The sequence below is a fragment of the Bradyrhizobium sp. AUGA SZCCT0176 genome (genome assembly GCF_018130145.1).
Classification (GTDB): Bacteria; Pseudomonadota; Alphaproteobacteria; order Rhizobiales; family Xanthobacteraceae; genus Bradyrhizobium.
In genome coordinates, this window is record NZ_JAFCMB010000005.1 from 128,000 (window position 1) to 148,676 (window position 20,677).

The window sequence follows — 20,677 nt, forward strand, 5'->3', positions numbered from 1 at the left end:
TCAATATCCTCGATTGTCCTGGATCTGCCGCGCTGGCGGCATGGATCACCGGCGCACCAAAGCGCCGCGAAAAATCAGGCGTTAAGCCGAATGGACCAGGAGTCGGGGAGGTCTTGGCGGGGGATGTTGGCCGAGGCTATCCGCTTCGGGGTCGCTGCCGGGCACCAGCAGCCGGACCGTGACGGGCCGAATTTCAATCATTCCGGCCGGCGATGGCGCGTGAAAATTGGTGACCATGCAGAGCGCCATCAGCGGGCACTGGTCGCAATCCATGGGCACGGATTTGTCCGGGCAGCATGGCATGTCGGCGGCCATTTCAGCCATCTCCGCCGCCACCGGCGCAGCCATGGCCATCCCGCTGCCCGCATTCACAGGCCGGGAAAGCGGCGCAAACACGAGCCCGGCGATCACAAAGATCGCCAGCAGTCGGGAAAGGTGGATCGAGATTTTCACAGGCGCATTTTCTCACGAACCGGCCGCCAAGGAAACCGCTGCGAACCCCTAACCGGATCACTAATCCGCCAGAATTCCGGAGCGGACGGCTTGATTTGCCTCAAATGGCCGACCGCTGGCGGGCGATCCAGCATCCCCGGATCCGGATGGGAGAGCCAAAACGGCACAAGCGCGCGCCGTGAACGCAAGGCCCCCGCGGAGGTTGCAAGCCAGCGCTATTCTACGGACTGTTGTGCCCTGGCAACAGTCCGGCACACAAGGCTCTGATACAGTCTAGGTACATTTACTGAGTCCTGAACGGATCTACCGGAGGTTACTGTGAAAAAACTGGTTGTTGCACTGCTCTTGGTCGCTGCGGGTACTGTCGGCGCATCTGCCGCGGACCTTGGCCCTCGGACCTATAGCAAGGCGCCCGTTGCGGTGGCCCCGATCTATAACTGGACCGGGTTTTACGTCGGTCTGAACGCCGGCGGCGCCTGGAATGACTCCAATCCGACCACCAGGACGCTGTTTCCGGTGGCATCCTACTTTGCCGACAGCAGCGTGACGGCCATTGGGATTGCCGGCGAGCAGAAGGTCAATCGCTCCGGTTTCACCGGCGGCGTGACCGGTGGATACAACTGGCAGATCAACAATGCCGTGGTTGGCCTCGAGGCCGATTTCAACTATTTCGGCGTAAGGGGATCGACCGCCAACACCACGGTCTATCCGTGCTGCGCGCCGACCTCCTTCACCATTAATTCGTCGGTATCCACCGACTGGTTGGCAACGGTTCGTGGGCGCGTCGGCTTTCTCGCAACGCCAGCCTTCCTGATCTACGGCACCGGCGGTCTTGCCGTCGCCAACGTGAAGGCCAACTACCTCTTCACCGATACCTTCGCGGCGGCCAATGAATCCGCCTCGATCTCTTCGACCCGGTATGGCTGGACCGCCGGCGTCGGTGGCGAATATGCCCTGATGAACGGTTGGTCGATCAAGGCCGAATATCTTTACGTCGATCTCGGCCGGGCCAGCACGACCAGCAACAACCTGTCGGTCTTTGCGGGTGCGACTCCCTTGCCGCTCCAGACCTTCACCCATACCGTCAATTTGACCTCGAACATCGGCCGGGTGGGCATCAACTACAAGTTCGGCGGCCCGGTCGTCGCCAAATATTGATTTGACGTCTGGATATTCCTGCTGACCGCAGCAGGCGAAAGCCCCGGCATCGCCGGGGCTTTTTTTTTGTATCGATGGAAGGCGCAGCGCAAGCGCCAGAATGGCCTTCGTTCCCGTTCCACCGGATTACATTTCCGTAATCCGCCGTGCCCGCTTCGCCCGCCGCGGCGCCTCGACGCAGCACGGCTTCTTGAAGGGGCCCCGGCGGGCTTCCTACATCTGGGATGCCTGTCACGGCGCATCGCCGCGGCAGCAGGGAGACAAGTATGAGCTATTTCAAGACTGCCATTCTCTTGGCCGGTCTTACCGGCCTCTTCATGGGCGTCGGCTATCTCTTCGGCGGGGCCACCGGCGCCATGATCGCGCTTGTGATCGCCGCCGCGACCAATCTGTTCGCCTACTGGAACTCGGACCGCATGGTGCTGTCGATGTACGGCGCCCATGAGGTCGACCGGCAAACCGCGCCCGACCTTTACAACCTCGTGGCTGAGCTTGCCGGGCGCGCCGGCCTGCCGATGCCGCGCGTCTTCGTGATGGACGAGGCGCAGCCCAACGCGTTCGCCACCGGCCGCAATCCGCAGAACGCGGCGGTTGCCGTGACCACGGGCCTGATGCACTCGCTCAGCCGCGAGGAACTGGCCGGCGTGATCGCGCACGAGCTCGCGCACATCAAGAACCACGACACGTTGCTGATGACGATCACCGCGACCATTGCCGGCGCCATCTCGATGGTGGCGCAGTTCGGCGCGTTCTTCGGCGGCAACCGCGACAACAACCACGGCCCCGGCATCATCGGCTCGATCGCGATGATGATCCTGGCGCCGCTCGGCGCCATGCTGGTGCAGATGGCGATCAGCCGGACGCGCGAATACGCCGCCGACGATCTCGGTGCGCGCATCGTGGGTCAGCCGATGTGGCTTGCGTCTGCGCTGTCCAAGATTGCCGGCGCGGCGCACCAGGTGCCGAACATGGAGGCCGAGCGCAATCCGGCGACGGCGCACATGTTCATCATCAACCCGCTTTCGGGACACGGCGTCGACAATCTGTTCACGACGCACCCCTCGACCGAGAACCGCATCGCCGCCCTGCAGCAGCTCGCGGCGGAGTTGGGCGCGGGCAGCACGGCTTCCGCTGGTGCCGGTCGCAACACGCCGCGCCGCGGTCCGTGGGGCCGCCCCTCGGCCTCGCGCGGCCCGTGGGGATGAAGCTGTAGGTCTCCCACTTTCGTCATTCCGGGACGCGCCACTTGGCGCGGGCCCGGAATCCATTAGGCCGCATGCGCTGTCGCTCGCTGGATTCCGGGCTCTCGCTACGCGAGCCCTCAGATGCACAATTGCGCATCGGGGAATGACGACGGAGAGATCTGCGACAAATTAACCCGACGGGCAAAATTACGCTTCCCTCGTCGGGCAAATCAGCGGTTTGAATCGTCGCGTCCCGCCCGACAAGAGGGGCGTTGCGCACGTCACGAACGCGCGGCGGGATGCGGTGGACGCTTGTTTGCGCTGAGACGACGGCGTGGATTAAGCGTACGGCAAAACCGTGTGGTCCTGGCGCCCGTTGCCGGCGTCAAGCTGTCGGAGAAGCGTGAGCGGAAACGATAGCGACGGAGTCAACCAAGAACTCGTCTCCGGGGAGATCACGGCATAAGCCGTAAAGCCATTGCGCAGGGAGGCTATCGGCACAAAAAACGTCGATATATCAACGCGGTGGGCCTGATGTGTCCACCATGGGGTCACTTCGAGACCAACGATTCAAAGAAAGTCCTGTAAAGTTTTTTTCGCGCCGGGCGCGCTGGTCGGGCTACGCTCCCCGGATGACGAATCCCATGACCAAAATCCTCCCGGTGGCTGTAGCTGTTCTGCTCGCTGCATCAGGAAACGTGAGCGCTGAGACCGCGCTTCAGGCGACAGCGTCGTGCCGGGAAGTTGTGAAGGGCCTGAGGTCCGATGGTCAAATCGCGGTTGGCCCTGCTGGCCAATTCTGTTGGGGAGCTTTTGACGTACTCCAGAAAATGTCACGTATCATAAATACATCCAGTTCGCCCGTCCTCGGCATGTGTCCCGGCGAGAAGGTTACGCGGTCGCAAATGATTTTAGTATTCCTGAAGTATGCCGACAATAACCCTGCCCTGTTGCATGATGATTTCCCGTTCATCGCATTGCGGGCGCTCCAAGAAGCGTTTCCGTGCAAGTGAACGGTCCAAGGGACCAAGACGCCGGTTTCGCAACCGCAGCCTCCGCGCAACAGCGCGCGATCTACGATGCGCGCGGCAAGGTGATCGGCCGCGAGTCCAGCAGCAGCAATACAACGACGGTCTACGATTCCGGCGGGGCAGCGTCGGCCGGTTCACAACGACGCCATTGAGGAGGTGATGTGGAGCGAGTAATGCTTCTCGATCATCTTCACGCTGGTGTTGTGCAACGCGGCCACCAGCCTGATCGGGACGCTGGCCGTCAGCATCCGCACGATGCTGGAATGCCGGAGCGCGTACATCGTCGCGTCCGGATCGCAGCCGATGGCGGTGACGATCTTGTCCACCATGCGATGGTAGCTCTGGCCCGGATTGTCGCCCCATGGCCTGCCGTCGCTCTGCAACAGCAGCGGCGCATGGCCAGCACGGCCCTTCGCCGCCAGCTTCAGCCGCGCTGCCAGCTCGACGGTGATCGGCACCGAGTAGCGCTCCAGCTTTTTCTCGGCGCGGTTTCGGGCTCCGCCTTTGCCGCTCTTCGGCATCATCACTTTCGGCCGCACCGGATGATCGCGCAAATCCTCGACACACAATCGCGAGAGCTGCGACGGCCGTGCGCCAGTCACCGCCATCGTATCGGTGAACAGCCCAAACTTTTCATCGAGTCCATAGGCGACGCTGACGAACGCGCGCACCGTGTCGTCACTCAGGATGACGTTGCGCGCCACTTGCGTATTCGGCAGCGCCGCGAGCCCGGTTTCCCACGCCTCCCGGTTCTGAATCCGCTTGTCGTGCTGCGCGGCTAGCTCCAGTGCGGCGCAGACGCACCCGCAAAGCCGGTTGATCGTTGACTTCGCCATCGTGTCGAGCAGGCTGTCGCGCCATTTCTTCAGCTCGGCGGACGTTAGGAGTTGCACCGGCTTCGACAACAGCACGCTGGTGAGGTGAACGCGCGGATGCTCGGCATTGTAGGGGTTGGCATCGCGCGCGATCAGATCGGCCCTGTAGCTCGTCAGCGCGCCATCCAGCGTGATCGGCGCGGTGTCACCACTGGCATCATCCGTGCGGCCCGCCAATTTCTTCGCTTCGTTCTGCGCTTCGAAAAAAGTCATGATCTTCGTGCCGTTACTCGCATCGAAGTCGTCGGCCTCGGCGAAGGCGTTGGTCCAGTAACCGCTCGTGTTGCTCTTGCCAGTCTTGCCGGTGGCACGTTTGAGCACCCACGATCCGTTGCCCTTGTTGCGGCGATACAGCAGCAGCACGCCGCGCGCGAGCGCGAGTCCGTTATAGGGTTTGCGTCTGACCGCGAGCTTCAATCGCGCGGTGCGGCTGTCGAGTTTGGAATGGCGCTGGCTGCGAGCCATCGGTCGGGTGCCTCCGGTTGTGTCACTTCGGTGTGTGTAAAGCCGTATCAAGTTCTATACAGCCATATCGGGTATTTCACCGCGACATCAAGAGGTTAGTGCCGGAGTATGAAGCGCTATCAGTCTTGGATCAAGCCTGTAATTCCCTTGCGCAGGGAAGGCCGGGTGTTCACCGCTGCCCTGTATGCTCGTGTGCAGCCTACTTAGTGCAAACCGCACACGGGACCGCGGGTGCAGCGCGCACCCGGTCTTCCCTGCGCCCTCTCATGAGAGGGCGGGAAGTTTCTGGCAAAGCTCGGGCGCAATGCGTCGCGAGAATGCGAAAGTGCGTTTTGATAGTGGTGTAGCGACAAACACAGCCGTCGTCCCGGGCTTGACCCGGGACCCATACGCCGCGGCCCATCGGTTGGAGCGCTGGCGTTAGATACCTTCCTAAACAACATCCGCCGCGGAGTATGGGTCCCGGCTGAAGGCCGGGACGACGAGTGGAGAGAGCTTCGCCACACCCAATCTCAAAACGCCGTATACCCGCCATCGATCACAAAGCAATCCGCCGTATGATACGACGACGCCTGGCTCATGATGTACACCGCGATGCCGCCGAAATCGCTGGGCTCGCCGAAGCGGCGCACCGGAATGCGCGGCATCACGTTGGCGACGAACTTGTCATTCGCCATGATGCCCGCCGTCATGTCGCTTTTGATCCAGCCGGGCAGGATCGCGTTCGCGGTGACGCCGTGACGCGCGAGTTCGACCGCGAGCGCGCGGCACAATGCGTTCAGTGCGGCCTTGGTGCCGGCGTAGTGCTCGTTGCGCGCGGTGCCGAACAGGGAGGCGAGACTCGAGGTCGCGACCAGACGGCCGAACTTGTCGCCGGCTTCCGCGCGCTCGGTCATGTGGCGGGCGGCGGCCTGGAACACGTGGAAGACGCCGTCGAGATTGGTCGCGAACATTTTTCGCCATTCCTCCTCGGTGCGGTCGATGAAGGCGCGCCGTCCGCCGCCGCCGATGCCGGCATTGGCAAAGCAACCGTCGACGCGGCCGAGCGCATCCAGCGTGGCCTTCATCGCAGCCTTGACGGAGGCGGGGTCACTGACATCGCAGATGCGGGTGTCGACCTTGCCGGGACCCTTGGCGAGGCTTGCTGCCGCGCTCGCATTCTTGTCGGCGTTGCGGCCCCAGATCGAAACGGTGCATCCGGCCGCATTCAGCGCTTGCGCAATGCCGAGACCGATGCCGCCATTACCGCCGGTGACGACAGCGACACGGCCGGAGAGGTCGAAAATGCTCATGAATGTATCCCTTGGGTGTTTCCATTTGGTCTGGCGCGCGTTAGGGCATGATCCGGAAAAGTGGACGCCGGTTTTCCGACAAGAATCATGCCCAAGACAACAAGGTTTGCGCCCAGTGGTGGGCAGAGGTTCAGTCCGACCATGGACAAGCCCGTCAGGAAAATCAAATATGGGCCCAGACAACACATCCGACCCATCGCGCAAGCCTGATAGCGCGTAAACACAACTCGCGAGGAAACAAATGCAGTTCAAGCACGTCACGCTCGATTTCGATGGCTCGGTCGCCATTTTGAAACTCGACCACCAGGAGGTCATGAACGCGGTTTCGATCGACATGCTGGGCGGCCTCGGCGAGGCGCTGGACGCGATCGAGGACAGGAAGGCGGAGGTGCGCTGCCTTGTGATCACGGGGGCCGGCCGCGCGTTCTGTACGGGTGCCAATTTGCAGGGCCGCAACAACGCCAAGCCGGGCCGGGTCAATGCCGGCGCGGCGCTGGAAACCGCGTTTCATCCGTTCCTGCGCCGCCTGCGCAACCTGCATTGCCCGATCGTGACCGCCGTCAACGGCCCCGCCGCCGGCGCCGGCATGAGCTTCGCGCTGATGGGCGACATGATCCTGTGCGCGCGCTCGTCCTATTTCCTGCAGGCGTTCCGCCGCATCGGCCTGGTGCCGGATTGCGGATCGACCTGGTTGTTGCCGCGGATGATCGGCAAGGCGCGCTCGGTCGAGCTGTCGCTGATGGGCGAACGGCTGCCGGCGGAAAAGGCGCTGGAATGGGGCCTCGTCAACCGCGTCCATGACGATGCGGTCTTGATGGAAGAGGCGATGAAGCTGGCGCAGGATCTTGCCAATGGTCCCACGATCGCGCTGTCGCTGATCCGAAAACTCTATTGGGACAGCCCGGAAAACTCCTACGAGGAGCAGCTCAACCTCGAGTTCGAGTCGCAACGCATCGCGGGCTCGGCGGAAGATTTCAAGGAAGGCGTCACCGCGTTCCTTGAAAAGCGCCCCGCCAAGTTCAGGGGCAAATGATCGAGGCCGAACTCGGACGCTGCGTCGCCGCCTGGTATCCGGGCGCGACCGGCGTCACTGGCGCGGCAAAACTTTCCGGCGGCGCCAGCCAGGAAACCTGGACGTTCGACATCGTGCATCCCAGCGGCAATGTCGGCGCGATCCTGCGCCGTGCGCCGCCGGGCTATGGCGCGTCACCCGGCCGCGCCGCAGGGCTCGACGCGGAAGCAACGCTGATGCAGCTCGCGCACGACGCTGGCCTGCCGTCGCCGCGCGTGATGCATGTCTTGAAACCCGAGGACGAACTCGGCACCGGCTTCATCATGCAGCGGATCGAGGGCGAGACCATCGCGCGAAAAATTCTGCGCGACGAACAATTCGCACAAGCGCGCCCGATACTGGCGCGCCAGCTTGGTGGGGTGGTCGCGGGCATCCACGGCTTGCCGGCGGCAAAACTGCCAAAGCTGCGTGAGATGACGGCGACAAAGGAAATCGCCGATCTCGATCGCGAGTATCGCAGTTTCGGCCGGCCGCGTCCGGTGTTCGAGCTGGCACTGCGCTGGCTCCGCGAACGCGATCCCGGCCCGTCAAGGGAAGTAACGCTGGTGCACGGCGACTTCCGCCACGGCAACCTCATCATCGGGCCCGACGGCGTCCGCGCCGTGCTGGATTGGGAGCTGGCGCATTTCGGCGACCCGATGGAGGATTTGGGATGGATCTGCGTCAACTCCTGGCGCTTTGGCGAGATCGACAAGCCGGTCGGAGGCTTTGGTTCGCGCGAGGACCTGTTCGCCGGCTATGAAGCGGCCGGGCGCAAGGCCGATCCCGACCGCGTGATGTTCTGGGAAGTGATGGGCACGCTGCGCTGGGGCATCATGTGCTGCGGCATGATGCAGCGGTTTCGCCAAGGCCCCGATCATTCGATGGAGCGCGCCATGATCGGCCGCCGCTCGTCGGAGACGGAAATCGATCTGCTGAGATTGCTAGCCCCGAAGGGGAAATAAGATGCAGGACGAACCGACACCCACCGAACTGATCAAGGCGGTCGCGGATTTTCTGCGCAACGAGATCGCGCCCGCCATCAAGGGCCACAACGCCTTCAAGCTCCGCGTCGCCATCAACGGGCTCGATCTGGTGACGCGGCAACTGGCGCTGGAAGGCGATAGCGAAAGCGCAGAGGCCGCGCGGCTCAAGCAACTGCTCGGCATCGACGGTGCGCTGCTCGACCTCAACCGCGCGCTGTCGGATAAAATCGCGAGCGGCGAAGTGGATCTGCAGACGCCGGGACTGGCCGATCATCTCTGGCAGACCACGATGGACAAGCTCGCCGTCGATCAGCCCAACTACGCGTCGTACAAGCGGGAGTTGGGGAATAAGTAGGGTAGGCACCATTCTATCGTCATGGCCGGGCTTGTCCCGGCCATCCACGACTTGGCGTCGGCAACGAAAGACGTGGATGCCCGGGACAAGCCCGGGCATGACGGAGAGAGTGAATTTACTTCCCCAGCCATTTCGGCGCGCGCTTCTCCGAAAACGCCTTCGGTCCCTCGATGTAATCCTGCGAGGCCGCCATCGCCTTCACCGCCGGGTATTCGCGCTGTTCGGCGATCGCCTGTTCCAGCGAGACCGCCATGCCCTTCTGGATCGCCTGCTTGGAGGCGCGGATCGACATCGGCGAGTTCTTGGCGATGGTCTCGGCCCAGCGCTCAGCGGCCGCCAGCGCTTCGCCGGCAGGAACCACTTCATTGACGAAACCGAGTTCAAGGCCCTCCTTGGCCGAGACGTGGCGCGCGGTCAGGATCATGCCCATGGCGCGCTTCATGCCGATCTGGCGCGGCAGCCGGTGCACGCCGCCGGCAAGCGCAGCAAGGCCGACGCGCGGTTCGGGCAATGCGAAGGTGGCATTCTCCGAGGCAATGATGAGGTCGCAGGCCAGCGCGATCTCGAACCCGCCGCCCATCGCGACGCCGTTGACGGCGGCGATGATCGGCTTGTCGCAGTCGAACCGCGAGGTCAATCCGGCAAAGCCGCCCTTGTCCCAGCCGCGCTTGCCGCCGGCCGCCTGCCATTTCAGATCGTTGCCGGCGCAAAAGGCCTTGTCGCCAGCGCCGGTAACGATCGCGACCCACTGGTCGGGATCACTGGAGAAATCGTCGAACACCTTGTTGAGTTCGAAATGCGCGTCGATATGCAGCGCATTGTACACTTCGGGGCGATTCAACGTGATGATCGTGATCGGACCCTTGCGTGTGACCTTGGAGAATTTGAGATCCATGTTCGCTCCCGCTGTTTTTCTGTGACGAGGAATAATAGCGCGGTGCCAGCCGCCGGAACCCATTCAATTACGCAAGCGAGCCGCGCGTCACAAGCGATATTCCGTTGCTTGACTTGGCCAGGGTATTCCAACCTTAATCGAAAATGCGCCGCCTGGTCCGGCTAGCCACTAAACACAATAAACGACATTTTCGGGAGAGACCGCCGTGGATTTTGCATTGCCCGCCGACCTCGTCGCTTACCTCGACGAACTCGACAAGTTCATCGCGCGCGAGATCAAGCCGCTGGAAGAGGCCGACGACAACATCCGCTTCTTCGATCATCGCCGCGAATGGGCCCGCACCGATTTCGACAAGGGCGGTTTGCCGCGGCATGAATGGGAAGCGCTGCTGCGCAAGGCCAAAAACCTCGCTGACGCCGCCGGGCATTTGCGGTTTGCGATCCCGAAGCGTTACGGCGGCAAGGACGGCTCCAACCTCTGGATGGCGGTGATCCGGGAGCATTTCGCGTCCCAGGGATTGGGCCTGCACAACGATTTGCAGAACGAGCATTCGATCGTCGGCAACCTCCCGATCGTGACCATGCTCGACCGTTACGGCACCGACGAACAGAAGGCGATGATCGACGGCTCGATCACCGGCAAATACCGCATCACCTTTGGCCTCACGGAACCCGAGCACGGCTCCGACGCCACGCACATGGAAACAAGGGCGGTGCCGGCGACCCGTGACAACGTCAAGGGCTGGATCGTCAACGGCCAGAAGATGTGGACCACGGGCATGCATGTGGCGACGCATTGCGCGCTGTTCGCGCGCACATCAGGCAATGACGGCGATGCCCGCGGCATCACCTGTCTCCTGGTGCCGGCCAAAGCTGAAGGCGTGAAGGTCGAGGAATATATGTGGACCTTCAACATGCCGACCGATCACCCCCGCGTCAGTTTTACCGACGTGTTCGTGCCTGACGACGCATTGTTCGGCGAGGTCGGCCGCGGCCTGTCGCTGGCGCAATGCTTCGTGCACGAGAACCGGATCCGGCAGGCGGCGAGTTCGCTCGGCGCCGCCGTCTATTGCATCAACGAAAGCGTCAAATACGCGCGCGAGCGAAAGCCGTTCGGCAAGGCGCTGGCCGAGAACCAGGCGATCCAGTGGCCGCTGGTGGAACTTGCGACGCAGGCCGAGATGCTGCGGCTGTTGATCCGCAAGACCGCGTGGGAGATGGACAAGCTGACCCAGGCGGAGGTCGAGCACACGCTCTCGGACCGGGTCTCGATGTGCAACTTCTGGGCAAACCGCCTCTGCTGCGAAGCCGCCGACCGCGCCATGCAGGTCCATGGCGGCATGGGTTATTCGCGCCACAAACCATTCGAACACATCTACCGCCACCATCGCCGCTACCGCATCACCGAAGGCAGCGAGGAAATCCAGAAGCGGAAAGTCGCGGGATTCCTGTTCGGGTATATGGGGGCGGGGAAGCATTGAGGGGGATGAGGCACACTCTCTCAACTCGTCGTCCCGGCGAACGCCGGGACCCATAACCACAGGGCGCAATGTGGGGCACGCTGGTTAGACAGAGGCAACGAATACTTCCCGCAACAACTAACGTCACGGCGTATGGGTCCCGGCGTTCGCCGGGACGACATCGAGGGTGTGACGCGCGGCGCGCCCTAATTCACCTGCCGGTCCTTCCCCGTCCAATAGGGATCACGCAAATTCCGCCGCAAAATCTTGCCCGACGGATTGCGCGGCAGCGCTTCGAGAAAATCCACCGACTTCGGCGTCTTGAAGCCGGCGATGCGTTCGCGGGTGAAGTTGATGATGTCGGTGGCAGTAGCTTGCTTGCCCGGCTTCATCACCACGATCGCCTTGACCGCTTCGCCCCATTTGTCGTCGGGGATGCCGATGACAGCGGCTTCGGCGACGTCAGGGTGATCGCAGATCGCGCTCTCGACTTCGGCGGGATAGATGTTCTCGCCGCCGGAGATGATCATGTCCTTGATGCGGTCGTGGATGTAGAGGTAGCCGTCCTTGTCCATGTAGCCGGCGTCACCGGTGCGCAGCCAGCCGTCGCGGTCGAGTGTCTTGGCGGTGGCTTCCGGCAGGTTCCAGTAGCCGACCATGTTGGAGCCCGAACGCGTGGCGATCTCACCGACTTCACCCGGCGGCAGCCGCGTGCCGTCGGCGTCGAGGATCGCAAGCTCAATGCCGGGCAACGCCTTGCCGGCCGAGCGCATGCGGTCGAGGCCTTCGATATGGTCCTCCGGCGGCAGCGCGACGATGGTGCCTGTCGTTTCGGTCATGCCGTACATCTGCACGAAGCCGCATTTGAAGACCTCGATGCATTCCTTCAGCAGCGCCGCCGGAATCGGCGAGGCACCGTAGAGCATGTATTTCAGCCGCGAGAAGTCGACCTGTCTCGCGCGCGGCTGCCGCACCACGAACTGCATCGCGGCCGGCACCATGAACAATTTGGTGATGCCGGACTGCTCGAAGAAATCCAGCACCTTGGTGGGATCGAACTCGCGCGCGATCACGCCCTTGGCGCCGTGATAGAGCCCCATCACGCCCCAGCCGGAGCCGCCGATGTGAAAGATCGGCATCGCCACCAGCGAGACGTCGTCGGTCGACCATTTGTTCCAGTCGGGCTTCTCGGCTTCGTTGCCGGTCTGCACCAGGTTGAGGAAATTGGCGTGCGACAGCATCGCGCCCTTCGGCTTGCCTGTCGTGCCCGACGTATAGAGCTGGATCGCGACGTCCTTGGGGCTGATCGGCACCTTGGGGTCATCGCCGCTCTGCGCATCGCGCCACGCCGTGAAATCCGGCCATTCCGGCGCGCCACCTTCGGTGGTGATGACGGTGCGGAGGTCAGGCAGCTGCGGCTTGATGTTGCGGGCTTGCGTGATGAACTCCGGTCCGACGAACAGCACCGGCGCCCGGCAGTCCGCGACGATGAAGGCGACCTCGGGGCCGGCCAGCCGCCAGTTCACCGGTGCCATCACCACATTGGCCTTCATCGCGCCCATCAGCAGTTCGAAATAGATGTCGCTGTTCTTGCCGAGATAGGCGATGCGCTCGCCCGGCTTGACGCCAAGCGCGATCAGCGCATTCGCGACGCGGTTGGTCTTGATGTCGAACTCGGCGAAGCTGGTCTGACGTCCCTCGAATTCATAGACCAGCGCATTGCCGCGGCTCCTGGCGCGCTCGCGCACCATCTCGGCAAGGTTTGCCGGCGCTTGTGTGGCGGACATGTTTCTCCCGTCGTGTCTTATTTTCGTTGCACCGAGTTTGGCGGTATCCGCCAGCAAAAACAATACGCCACCGTCGTCCCTGCGAAAGCAGGGACCCATACGCCGCAGCCTAGCGGTTGCGCGATGGAGTTAGTTGCCTTCGAAAAATTAGCATTCGTGGTTATGGGTCCCGGCGTTCGCCGGGACGACAACGAAAAGAGTTCACCCTCTCGCCGCGCGGTCCTTTTCGTTCTGCGCCTTGATCGAATCGCGCGCATGCTCCCAGTCGGCATCGGACCACTCGCGCAGCTCGTAGAAGTTTCCGCCGGTTGCCAGCGCCTGTGCGCCGTCCATCGCAATGGTCTCACCGTTGATCCAGTCGCAACCGCCCGAGATCAGGAACACGGCAAGGTTCTGCAATTCTTCCATCTTGCCGACGCGGCCCATCGGATTTCTGGCGATGGTGCGTGCACCGGGTTCATCGCCCGGGTTGAGACGCTTGCTCATGCCCTCGGTCGGAATTTCGCCGGGCGCGATGGTGTTGAGGCGAATGCCGTATTTGCCCCATTCCATCGCCAGCGACATGGTCATGGCATGGATCGCCGATTTGCTCATCGCCGACGGCACCACATAGGGCGAACCGTTGCGGACCCAGGTCACGGTGATCGACACCACATTGCCGCGCTGCTTCTCGGCAATCCAGCGGCGGCCGATAGCGTGGGTGACATAGAACGTGCCGTGCATCACGATATTGGCAATCGCGTCGAAGCCGCGTGGCGTCAGGTCCTGGGTGCGCGAGACGAAATTACCGGCGGCGTTGTTGATGAGATCGGTGAGCGGACCGCCGGTCCAGATCTGTTCGATCATCTCGTCGACCGCAAGCGCGTTGCGGATATCGACGCCGTGGCTGACCACACGTCCGCCGTGCAGATCCATCAATTCGGTCGCGCTCTCGTCGCACACGCTCTTGCGACGGCCGCAGATATGGACCTCGGCGCCAAGCTCAAGGAATCGCGCTGCCATGGATTTGCCGAGGCCGGTACCGCCCCCGGTCACGAGAATGCGTCGCCCGGCGAGAAGCTGATCGTTGAACATCGTTTCCACCCGAAAGGAATTGCTGTTAATTGGTCGATTGACTAAATCCGGACAACGCCGTTCTGTAAAGCGATAACAGCGAATAGCAGTGGAGGAGAATTCTCATGGAGCAGCGCGTTTCGATATCGATTTCGGACGGCATTGCCGACGTCCGGCTGGTACGAGCGGACAAAATGAACGCGCTCGATGCCGCGATGTTCGAGGCGATTGTCGCTGCAACTGAACGGCTTGCGCATGAAAAAGGGGTCCGGGCGGTAGTATTGTCCGGCGAAGGTCGGTCGTTCTGCGCCGGCCTCGATATGGGCCGTTTCGCCGCGATGAAGGAGCAGGGCGGTAACGGGATCGCCGGCGGAGAGAAGCGCGACCTTTCCGCGCGCACCCATGGCCTCGCCAATTTTCCACAGCAGGCGGTGTGGGGCTGGCGGCAACTTCCGGTGCCGGTGATTGCGGCGATTCAGGGCGTCGCCTTCGGCGGCGGGTTCCAGCTCGCGCTCGGCGCCGACATGCGCTTCCTCACCCCTGATGCACGGATGTCGATCATGGAAATCAAGTGGGGCCTGGTGCCTGATATGGCGGGCACGCCGATCCTCGCAAGCCTCGTGCGCGACGATATCCTGCGCGACCTCACCTACACCGGGCGCATCTTCTCGGCGCAGGAAGCGATGAGCTATGGCCTTGCAACGCGGATCTGCGACGACCCGCGCGCCGCCGCCTTCGAGGTCGCGCGCGAGATCGCCGGCAAGAGCCCCGACGCGATCCGCGCCGCCAAGCGCATGCTCAACAATTTGTCCGTCGATCCCGGCCCGGCATTGCTCGCCGAATCCGTCGAGCAGATGAAGCTGATGGGCGGTCCCAACCAGCAGGAGGCCGTGCGCGCCAATCTGGAAAAACGCGCGCCGCGGTTTGCGGATGCGGGGTGAATTATTCCGTCATTCCGGGGCTCGCGAAGCGAGAACCCGGAATCTCGAGATTCTCAGGTGTGCAATTGCACACCTTAGTTCGCATCTTCGATGCGCCCCGGAATGACAGGTACCTTCTAAACCCGGCGAGAGATCGGAAAAGACAATGACAACGCCAACTCCCTTCCTCGGCATCATCAGCGGCCAGCGCCGGCGCGAGCACGCCGAGGTCGCCGAGCGCACCGACCGCATCGCCAGCGGCCTGCATCAGCTCGGTGTCAAGCCGGGCGACAGCGTATGCATGCTGATGCGCAACGACATCGCCTTCATCGAGGCCGCTTATTCCGCGATGCGGCTCGGCGCTTACGGCGTTCCCGTGAACTGGCACTTCAAGCCGGAGGAAATCAACTACGTGCTGGAGGATTCCGGCACTTCGGTGTTGATCGCGCATGCCGACATGCTGCATCAGCTGCGGGACGCGATTCCGTCGGGCGTCACCGCGCTCAGCGTGCCGACGCCGCCGGAAATCCTGGCCAACTACAAGATCAACCCCGATCATCTCTCAACGCCGGATTTCGCGATCGACTTCGAATCCTGGCTCCGGCAGCAGCCGCGCTATGACGGGCCGGTGGTGCCGCAGCCGCAGAACATGATCTACACTTCGGGCACCACGGGCCACCCGAAGGGCGTGCGCCGCTTTGCACCGACACCGGCGCAGAGCGCCAATGCCGAAGCCATGCGAGCGATGATCTACGGCCTCAAGCCGGGCGCGCGCACGATCCTGCCGGGACCGCTGTATCACTCCGCGCCGAACTCGTTCGGCCTGCGCGCCGGACGGCTTGGTGGCGCGCTGATATTGATGCCGCGCTTCGAGCCGGAGGAATTCCTGCGGCTGATCGAAACCGAGCGGGTCGACACGATCTTCATGGTGCCGACCATGTTCATCCGGCTGATGAAGCTGCCGGAGGAAGTGCGCAGGAGGTACGACGTGTCGTCGCTGCGGCATATCATTCACGCCGCCGCGCCCTGTCCGGCCGACGTCAAGCGCGCGATGATCGAATGGTGGGGACCGGTGATCTACGAATTCTACGGCTCGACCGAATCCGGCGCCGTCACCTTTGCCAATTCCGAGGACGCGCTGAAGAAGCCCGGCACCGTCGGCAAGATATCGCCGGGCGCTGAACTGCGCTTCATCGGCGATGACGGGCGCGTGCTGCCGCCGGGCGAGATCGGCGAAATCTATTCGCGGATATCCGGCAATCCGGATTTCACCTACCACAACAAGCCGGAGAAGCGTTCCGAGATCGACCGCGAGGGATTCATTACCTCGGGCGATGTCGGCTATATCGATCAGGACGGCTATGTCTTCATCTGCGACCGCAAGCGCGACATGGTGATTTCGGGTGGCGTCAACATCTACCCGGCGGAAATCGAAGCCGCACTGCACGCCGTGCCTGGCGTCCATGACTGCGCGGTGTTCGGCATTCCCGACGAGGAGTTCGGCGAAGCGTTGATGGCGGTCGTGGAGCCGCAACCGGGCGTGACGCTTGATGTCGCCGCGGTCCGCGCCCAGCTGAAGACCTCGCTGGCCGATTACAAGGTGCCCAAGCACGTCGAAATCCAGGCCAATCTGCCGCGGGAAGATTCCGGCAAGATCTTCAAACGCCGGCTGCGCGATCCCTATTGGGAGCGGGCAGGGCGGCGGATTTAGGGGGCGCGCTCCTCAGGATGAGGTCGGTTAGTTTCTGCACCGCCTCCATCTTTATCTTGCACTGCGGCAAAAAACTTGCACACTCCAGAACTTGCCGGGCAAGCCCTCTGGAGTAGCAAGCCATGTCACCCCAGACCATGCCTTCCGATCCTGAAGTCCGTGCCAATCGCGTCGAAGACGCGGAGGACGCCCGGCTGAGGAACGATATCAGGCTGCTCGGGCGCATTCTCGGCGATACTGTGCGTGACCAGGAAGGCGCCGACGTCTTCGGCCTGGTCGAGCGTATCCGGCAGACCTCGATCCGGTTCCATCGCGACGACGACAAGCCGGCGCGGCGCGAGCTCGAACAGATCCTCGACAGCATGTCGATCAGCCAGACGGTGCGGATCGTGCGCGCCTTCAGCTATTTCTCGCATCTGGCCAACATTGCCGAAGACCAGAACAACATCCGCCAGATGCGGGCGCGGACCGGGCCGGGCGGGGCGCCGCGCGCCAGCATGCTGGCCCAGACCCTGGCGCACGCGCGCACGGCCGGCATCAGCGCCGCCGATCTGCGCAAGTTCTTTGCAAGCGCCCAAGTCAGTCCGGTCCTCACGGCCCATCCGACCGAAGTCCGCCGCAAGAGCACGATCGATCGCGAAATGGAGATCGCCGCGCTGCTCGACCGCAAGGAGCGGGTGCAACTGACGCCCGATGAGGTCGAGGCCAGCGACGAGCAATTGCGCCGCGCGGTGCTGACGTTGTGGAAGACCAACCTCTTGCGCCGGACCAAGCTCACGGTGCTCGACGAGGTCGCCAATGGCCTGTCGTTCTACGACTACACGTTCCTGCATGAGGTGCCGCGGCTGCATTGCGCGCTGGAGGACCGGCTGAACGAGGGCGACAGTTCAAGGGGCGAACTGGCTTCGTTTCTCAAGATGGGAAGCTGGATCGGCGGCGACCGCGACGGCAATCCGTTCGTAACCGCCGACGTGGTGCGCGGGACGCTGAAATTGCAGTCCAGCCGGGTGCTGCGGTTTTATCTGGAGGAATTGCATCTCCTCGGCGCCGAATTGTCGATGGCGGCGCATCTGGCCGATGTTTCCAAGGATTTGCGTGTCCTTGCGGAGCGTTCGCCGGATAAGTCGCCGCACCGAAGCGGCGAGCCCTATCGCCTTGCGGTATCCGGCATCTACGCGCGCCTCACCGCGACCGCGACGCGGCTGGACGTGGAGACCAGACGCCCGGCGGTCGGCGAGGCCGCGCCTTACGCCGATGTCGCGGAATTCAAGGCCGATCTCGATATCCTCTATCGCTCGCTGATCTCAAACAATTCCGGCGTGATTGCGCGCGGGCGATTGCGCCTGTTGCGCCGGGCCGTGGATTGCTTCGGTTTCCACCTCGCGAGCCTCGATATCAGGCAAAATTCGGCCGTGCACGAACGCACTGTCGCGGAGTTGATCGACGCGGCGATGCCCGGCATGTCCTATCTGGCGTTGAATGAGGAGGCGCGGATCGCCTTGCTCGTCAAGGAACTCGGCAACGCGCGTCCGCTGACGTCGGCTTTTGTGAAATACAGCGAGGAGACGATCGGCGAACTCGCGCTATTCCATGCGGCCGCCGAGGCGCATGCCCGTTATGGTTCCGCGGCTATCCCCCAGTGCATCATCTCCATGTGCAAGGGGGTGTCCGACATGCTGGAGGTCGCGCTGCTTCTGAAGGAAGCCGGCCTCGTTCATCCCTCGGGCCGCTGCGCGATCAACATCGTGCCGCTGTTCGAGACCATCGAGGACCTTCAGGGCTCCAGCGGCATCATGGATCGCATTTTGTCGCTGCACGATTACCGCAAACTGGTCGACAGTCGCGGAGCGATTCAGGAAGTGATGCTCGGCTATTCCGATAGCAACAAGGACGGCGGTTTCGTCACCTCGGGATGGGAACTGTACAAGGCGGAAATCGGCCTGATCGAGGTGTTCGAACGCCATCACGTCCGCCTGCGGCTGTTCCACGGCCGCGGCGGATCGGTCGGCCGCGGCGGCGGACCGAGCTATGACGCGATTATCGCGCAGCCCGGCGGCGCGGTGAACGGCCAGATCCGCATCACCGAGCAGGGCGAGATCATCTCCAGCAAATATTCCAACGCCGAAGTCGGCCGCAACAATCTCGAAATTCTGACGGCGGCGACGCTGGAGGCGAGCCTGCTGCAGCCGAAGCACAGCGCGCCGCGTCCGGAATATCTGAAGGCGATGGAGGAATTGTCCGCACTGGCCTTCAGGGCTTATCGCGGGCTGGTCTACGAGACCGAGGGCTTCGCCGACTACTTTTGGGGCTCCACCGTCATCAACGAGATCGCCACGCTCAACATCGGCAGCCGCCCGGCCTCACGCAAGAAAACCCGCGAGATCGAGGATCTGCGCGCAATCCCCTGGGTGTTCAGCTGGGCGCAATGCCGCCTGATGCTGCCGGGTTGGTATGGCTTTGCCAGCGCGGTGGAGACCTGGATTGCGGAACATCCCGAGCAGGGCATGCCGTTCCTGCAGGAGCTCTATCGCGAATGGCCGTTCTTCCGGATGCTGTTGTCGAACATGGACATGGTGCTGGCCAAGAGCTCGATCGCGATCGCCTCGCGCTATGCCGAACTGGTGCCTGACGTGGCGCTGCGCGAAAGCATTTTCGGGCGCATCCGCGGCGAGTGGCATAGCTGTATCGATTTGCTGCTGAAGATCATGCAGCAGGAGCGCCTGCTGCAGAGCAACCCGCTGCTTGAGCGCTCGATCCGCAACCGCTTTCCCTATCTCGACCCGCTCAACCATGTGCAGGTCGAACTATTGAAGGAGCACCGCGCACAAAACCCCGACGAGCAGGTGCTGCGCGGCATTCAGATCACCATCAACGGCGTTTCGGCGGGATTGCGCAATAGCGGGTGAGGGTGAACGACGGCCTCACCCGTCATTGCGAGCGCAGCGAAGCAATCCATCCCTCCGAGCACGTGGATGCATGGATTGCTTCGTCGCTTCGCTCCTCGCAATGACGCGCGGAAGCCTCCTCACCTTACGGCTTCATGGCGCCCTGCGCACTGGTGTAAACGGCGTAGAGCGATGACGAGCCGCAGATGTAGAGCCGGTTGCGCTGCATGCCGCCGAAGCACAAGTTTGCAACCGTCTCCGGGATGTGGATCTTGCCGAGCAGATCGCCGTCGGGCATGTAGCAGCGCACGCCGTCCTCGTTCGGATCGCCCCAACCCACGGAGCACCAAAGACGCCCGGCGGTGTCGCAGCGAAGCCCGTCGGTAATGCTGGGCTTAGGCATCTCCGCAAAGACCTTGCTGTTCGAGAGCTTTCCGCCTGCGAGATCCACATCGAACACGCGGATATGCGACGGGTTGTCCGGCCCGTCCGTGAAGCCGGTGTCGCAGATATAGAGCTTCTTCTCGTCGGGCGAGAAGCAAAGGCCGTTCGGCTGCACGAAGTCATCGACGACCATCTTGATGTCGCCGGATTTCGGATCGACCCGGTAGACATTCTTCTTGTCCTGCTCGGCATCGGCTTTGATGCCCTCATAAAAGCCGCCGATACCGTAGGCCGGATCGCAGAACCAGATCGAACCATCGGCCGCGACGACCGCGTCGTTCGGCGAGTTCAGCTTCTTGCCATTGTACTTGTCGGCGATGATGGTGATCGAGCCGTCGAGTTCGGTCCGGGTCACCCGTCGGCCGCTATGTTCGCAGCTGATCAGGCGTCCTTCCCGATCGATGGTGTTGCCGTTCGAGTTCATCGACGGCTGGCGGTAGACGCTGACGTGACCGTCATCCTCCGAGAAGCGCATGATGCGGTTGTTGGGAATGTCAGAGAACAGCACGTAGCGTCCAGCCGGAAAGTAAACCGGCCCCTCGGCCCAGCGGAACCCGGTTGCGACGCGCTCGACGGCCATGGTGCCGGCAAAGGCCGGAAAGCCGGTAGGCCCGAACGAAACGCCCTTCTTTTTCATCGACTCGAGGCGGGCATCCGGATAGCGGGCCCCGGG

17 protein-coding genes are annotated in these 20,677 nt (G+C 62.8%); 10 read left to right on the plus strand and 7 right to left on the minus strand.

Going from position 1 to position 20,677, the window contains the following annotated elements:
- Positions 1-81: 81 nt before the first annotated feature.
- A complete protein-coding gene (locus tag JQ600_RS14465; protein ID WP_212489961.1) occupies positions 82-453 on the minus strand; it encodes a hypothetical protein in 372 nt (123 codons plus the stop codon).
- Between the two features lie 318 nt (positions 454-771).
- On the opposite strand from JQ600_RS14465, the gene JQ600_RS14470 reads away from it, so the two are divergent.
- The 3 genes from JQ600_RS14470 (at position 772) to JQ600_RS14480 (ending at position 3,808) form a co-directional block, all read left to right on the plus strand.
- Positions 772-1,611: an outer membrane protein gene (locus tag JQ600_RS14470; RefSeq protein ID WP_212385750.1), complete on the plus strand. Its 840-nt coding sequence runs from the start codon at positions 772-774 to the stop codon at positions 1,609-1,611.
- A 266-nt stretch (positions 1,612-1,877) separates the two neighbouring features.
- Positions 1,878-2,816, plus strand: coding sequence for a zinc metalloprotease HtpX (gene htpX / locus JQ600_RS14475; RefSeq protein ID WP_212268332.1), 939 nt, complete (start codon positions 1,878-1,880; stop codon positions 2,814-2,816).
- Positions 2,817-3,439: 623 nt separating this feature from the next.
- Complete coding sequence (locus tag JQ600_RS14480) at positions 3,440-3,808, plus strand: Rap1a/Tai family immunity protein (RefSeq protein WP_212489962.1); 369 nt, start codon at positions 3,440-3,442, stop codon at positions 3,806-3,808.
- 152 nt (positions 3,809-3,960) lie between these two features.
- Here the strand turns inward: JQ600_RS14480 and JQ600_RS14485 are convergent, their stop codons facing one another.
- Positions 3,961-5,166 carry a tyrosine-type recombinase/integrase gene (locus JQ600_RS14485; protein WP_212489963.1) on the minus strand — a complete coding sequence of 402 codons (1,206 nt, stop codon included), beginning with the start codon at positions 5,164-5,166 and terminating at the stop codon, positions 3,961-3,963.
- 512 nt (positions 5,167-5,678) lie between these two features.
- Complete coding sequence (locus JQ600_RS14490; RefSeq protein WP_192737315.1) at positions 5,679-6,458, minus strand: SDR family NAD(P)-dependent oxidoreductase; 780 nt, start codon at positions 6,456-6,458, stop codon at positions 5,679-5,681.
- 241 nt (positions 6,459-6,699) lie between these two features.
- Here JQ600_RS14490 and JQ600_RS14495 point away from each other — a divergent pair, with 241 nt between their 5' ends.
- From JQ600_RS14495 to JQ600_RS14505, 3 genes are read left to right on the plus strand one after another with little or no spacing between them, the layout of a single operon-like run.
- Complete coding sequence (locus tag JQ600_RS14495; protein WP_212268328.1) at positions 6,700-7,491, plus strand: enoyl-CoA hydratase/isomerase; 792 nt, start codon at positions 6,700-6,702, stop codon at positions 7,489-7,491.
- Positions 7,488-8,474, plus strand: a complete 987-nt coding sequence (locus JQ600_RS14500) for a phosphotransferase family protein (protein ID WP_212385749.1) — start codon at positions 7,488-7,490, stop codon at positions 8,472-8,474. The genes JQ600_RS14495 and JQ600_RS14500 overlap by 4 nt, the downstream gene beginning before the upstream one ends.
- 1 nt (position 8,475) lies before the next feature.
- Entirely contained in the window at positions 8,476-8,850 is a 375-nt protein-coding gene (locus JQ600_RS14505) for a DUF6285 domain-containing protein (protein WP_212385748.1), read from the plus strand.
- A gap of 115 nt (positions 8,851-8,965) precedes the next feature.
- On the opposite strand, the gene JQ600_RS14510 is transcribed toward JQ600_RS14505, so the two are convergent.
- Positions 8,966-9,745, minus strand: a complete 780-nt coding sequence (locus tag JQ600_RS14510; protein ID WP_212385747.1) for an enoyl-CoA hydratase-related protein — start codon at positions 9,743-9,745, stop codon at positions 8,966-8,968.
- Positions 9,746-9,950: 205 nt separating this feature from the next.
- On the opposite strand from JQ600_RS14510, the gene JQ600_RS14515 reads away from it, so the two are divergent.
- The gene (locus JQ600_RS14515; RefSeq protein ID WP_212000641.1) at positions 9,951-11,225 is read left to right on the plus strand and encodes an acyl-CoA dehydrogenase family protein; all 1,275 of its coding nucleotides are present in this window, start codon (positions 9,951-9,953) and stop codon (positions 11,223-11,225) included.
- Between the two features lie 185 nt (positions 11,226-11,410).
- Here JQ600_RS14515 and JQ600_RS14520 read toward each other — a convergent pair whose 3' ends face one another.
- Both JQ600_RS14520 and JQ600_RS14525 read right to left on the minus strand, forming a co-directional pair.
- Entirely contained in the window at positions 11,411-12,991 is a 1,581-nt protein-coding gene (locus JQ600_RS14520) for a fatty acid--CoA ligase (protein WP_212385746.1), read from the minus strand.
- A gap of 201 nt (positions 12,992-13,192) precedes the next feature.
- The gene (locus tag JQ600_RS14525; protein WP_212385745.1) at positions 13,193-14,065 is read right to left on the minus strand and encodes an SDR family oxidoreductase; all 873 of its coding nucleotides are present in this window, start codon (positions 14,063-14,065) and stop codon (positions 13,193-13,195) included.
- A gap of 104 nt (positions 14,066-14,169) precedes the next feature.
- Here JQ600_RS14525 and JQ600_RS14530 point away from each other — a divergent pair, with 104 nt between their 5' ends.
- The 3 genes from JQ600_RS14530 (at position 14,170) to ppc (ending at position 19,581) form a co-directional block, all read left to right on the plus strand.
- On the plus strand, positions 14,170-14,985 hold the full coding sequence (locus JQ600_RS14530) for a crotonase/enoyl-CoA hydratase family protein (RefSeq protein ID WP_212385744.1): 816 nt from the start codon (positions 14,170-14,172) through the stop codon (positions 14,983-14,985).
- A 145-nt stretch (positions 14,986-15,130) separates the two neighbouring features.
- Positions 15,131-16,675 (plus strand): acyl-CoA synthetase, encoded by a 1,545-nt coding sequence (locus JQ600_RS14535; protein WP_212385743.1) that lies wholly within the window; start codon positions 15,131-15,133, stop codon positions 16,673-16,675.
- Between the two features lie 122 nt (positions 16,676-16,797).
- A complete protein-coding gene (ppc, locus tag JQ600_RS14540; protein ID WP_212385742.1) occupies positions 16,798-19,581 on the plus strand; it encodes a phosphoenolpyruvate carboxylase in 2,784 nt (927 codons plus the stop codon).
- A gap of 124 nt (positions 19,582-19,705) precedes the next feature.
- Here ppc and JQ600_RS14545 read toward each other — a convergent pair whose 3' ends face one another.
- Positions 19,706-20,641: an SMP-30/gluconolactonase/LRE family protein gene (locus JQ600_RS14545; protein WP_212385741.1), complete on the minus strand. Its 936-nt coding sequence runs from the start codon at positions 20,639-20,641 to the stop codon at positions 19,706-19,708.
- Positions 20,642-20,677: the final 36 nt, after the last annotated feature.